Consider the following 2,816-nt stretch of genomic DNA (forward strand, 5'->3'; position numbering starts at 1 on the left):
CCCTCCCGCCGGGCTGCGCCTTCGCCCCGCGCTGCCCCCTGGCGACGGACGTGTGCCGCCACCGGGACCCGGAACCGCGGCGGACAGATAACCGGCTGGTCGCCTGCCACCACGGGGAGGAGGCGTGAACACACCCCTTCTCGACGTCCGCGACCTGGTCGTCCGCCACGGCACGGTCACCGCGGTGGATCACGTGTCCTTCACCCTGGCGCCGGGCGAGACCCTCGCCCTCGACGGCCCGAGCGGCTGCGGCAAGTCGTCCACCGCCCACGCCGTACTCCAGCTTCGCCGCCCGGACAGCGGTGAAGTGCGCTTCGAAGGAAGGGAGTTGACCGCCCTGTCCGAGCGGGGACTGCGCCCCCTCCGCTCCCGTATGCAGCCGGTCTTCCAGGACCCGTACGGCTCCCTCAGCCCGCGGCACCGCATCCGGGACGCGGTCGCGGAACCGCTGCGGCTCCAGGGACGAAGGCCCACGGCCGCCGAGGTCGCCGAACGAACTCTCCGGCGGCCAGTGCCAACGCGTGGGCATAGCCCGGGCGTTGGCGTGCCAGCCACGACTGCTGGTCCTCGACGAGCCGGTGTCGGCGCTGGACCCCTCCGTCCGGGCCGGCATCCTCAACCTGCTCGCCGACCTCCAGGACGAACTGGGCCTCGGGTACCTGTTCATCTGCCACGACCGGGCGGTCGTACGGCATTTCGCGGACCGGGTGCTGGAGATGCGCGAGGGGCGGATCACGCGCGCGTGGCGGCCTCGATGACCTGGCGCAGGCCCTCGGTGAGGGTGTCGGCGTCGGGCGCGCTCTTCGGGTCGAAGGACCACTGGCCGATCAGGCCGGTCATCAGCGCCAGATAGAACCGGCCCAGGGTGTCCGCGGTCTCGTCCGTGACCTCCTCCTCCGGCACGCCCATGAGCATGGAGACCAGGCCGCGCCCGCCCTCGCGCTGGGCTCGGGCCAACTGGTCGCGCACCTCGGGCAGTTGGTCGCCCATGCCCATGACCTCCAGGCTGAGGCGCCACATCGAGCCGGGCTCCCGCATGGTGTCGACGATGTTCGCCCACACTTCCCGGAAGCGCTCCAGCGAGCCGGGCGGGGTGGTGAACCCGGTGCCGCCCTCGAAGGAGAGGTCCTCCACCAGCGCGATGTACGCCTGTCCCAGCAGCGCGTCCTTCGACCCGTAGTGGTAGCCGATGGACGCCAGGTTGGTCCCCGACTCCTTGACGATGTCCCGTGCGGTCGTCCGCAGGAACCCCTTCTCCAGCAGGCAGCGCTTGGCGCCTTCGAGCAGATCCTCGCGATGTCCCATGCGCCCAGCCTATCTAGACAAGCGATTTATACAAGCGTCATAGACAATCGTTTAATACACCCGTACAGTCACCGGCATGACGAACCCGACTCCCGCCGGTGCCCTGGCCGGCCGCCGCGAATGGACCGCCCTCGGCGTCCTGATGCTTCCGCTGCTCCTGGTCTCGATGGACGTGTCCGTCCTGTACTTCGCGATCCCGGCGATCAGCGCGGACCTGGAACCGAGCGGCACCCAACAGCTGTGGATCTTCGACATCTACGCCTTCGTCCTGGCCGGCCTGCTGATGACCATGGGCTCCCTGGGCGACCGCATCGGCCGCCGCAGACTGCTGCTGATCGGCGCGGTCGCCTTCGGCGCGGCCTCCCTCGCGGCGGCCTACGCGCACAGCGCCGAGATGCTGATCGCGGCCCGCGCGGTGCTCGGCATCGGCGGCGCGACCCTGATGCCGTCGACGATGGCCCTGATCCGCACGATGTTCACCGACCCGGGGCAGCGCGCGAGGGCGATCGGCATGTGGTCCGGGGTCATGACGGCCGGCATCGCGCTCGGCTCGGTGATGAGCGGGGTGCTGGTCGAGTACTTCTGGTGGGGCTCGATCTTCCTGGTCAACCTGCCCGCGATGGCCCTGCTGCTGGTCCTCGGCCCGTTCCTGCTCCCCGAGTCGAAGGATCCCGCACCCGGCCGCTTCGACTGGCCGAGCGTCCCGCTGTCGATGGCCGCCGTCCTGCCCGTCGTCTACGGCCTCAAGGAGATCGCCTCCGAGGGCTTCGCCGTCCGGTACGCCGTCCCGATCACCCTCGGCCTGCTCTTCGCGGCCCTCTTCGTCCGCCGTCAGCGCACCGCGGCCTCACCGATGATCGACCCGGCGCTGTTCCGCGGCCACGGCTTCGCCCCGTCCGTGGTGCTCAACCTGATCTCCTCGTTCGCCATGATGGGCTCGGCGTTCTTCACCACGCAGTACCTCCAGTCGGTGCTCGGCAAGAGCGCGCTGGAGGCGGCCCTGTGGGCGCTGCTGCCCTCCGTGCCGATCGGCGCGGCCGCCCCGGCGGCGACCGCCCTCGTCCAGAAGGGCGTAGCCCGGGCCCACGTCGTCACCGCGGGCTTCGCGATCGGCGCGGCCGGCTACGCGCTGCTGTCCCTCGCGGGCACGGACTCCCTCTGGCTGGTCCTGACCGCGTGCGGGGTCCTGGCCTGCGGGGTCGTCGTGGTCATCTCCCTGATCACGGATCTCGCCCTGTCCAGCGCACCCGTGGAGCGGGCGGGCTCGGCGTCCTCCCTGATGGAGACCGCCGCGGAGTTCGGCGGCGCCCTCGGGATGGCGGTCCTCGGCTCCATCGGTACGGCGATCTACCGCCACGACGTCCCGTCCTCGGCCCCGGACCCGGCCCGCGAGACGCTGGGCGGGGCGCTGACGGTCGCGGACCGGGTACCGGGCCTGGCCGCGGCGGCCCGGGAGGCGTTCACCCACGGGATGCAGGGGGCGGCGATCGCGGGGGCGGTCGTGCTGGTGG

Annotated in this window: 2 protein-coding genes and 1 pseudogene; 2 read left to right on the plus strand and 1 reads right to left on the minus strand. The window is 71.4% G+C overall.

Translation table 11 applies throughout. The features are described 5' to 3' along the window. Positions 1-124 precede the first annotated feature (124 nt). A pseudogene (locus tag AOJ26_RS37630) lies at positions 125-758 on the plus strand (ATP-binding cassette domain-containing protein). On the opposite strand, the gene AOJ26_RS37635 reads toward AOJ26_RS37630, so the two are convergent. Continuing rightward, on the minus strand, positions 733-1,305 hold the full coding sequence (locus AOJ26_RS37635) for a TetR/AcrR family transcriptional regulator (protein WP_053852847.1): 573 nt from the start codon (positions 1,303-1,305) through the stop codon (positions 733-735). The pseudogene AOJ26_RS37630 and the gene AOJ26_RS37635 sit on opposite strands and share 26 nt — an antisense overlap. A 76-nt stretch (positions 1,306-1,381) precedes the next feature. Here AOJ26_RS37635 and AOJ26_RS37640 point away from each other — a divergent pair. Continuing rightward, positions 1,382-2,816 (plus strand): MFS transporter (locus AOJ26_RS37640; RefSeq protein ID WP_053852848.1); only part of this gene is annotated, 1,435 nt, incomplete at its 3' end.

Source organism: Streptomyces sp. NRRL B-24085 (genome assembly GCF_001282115.1).
In the GTDB taxonomy this organism is placed as follows: Bacteria; Actinomycetota; Actinomycetes; order Streptomycetales; family Streptomycetaceae; genus Streptomyces.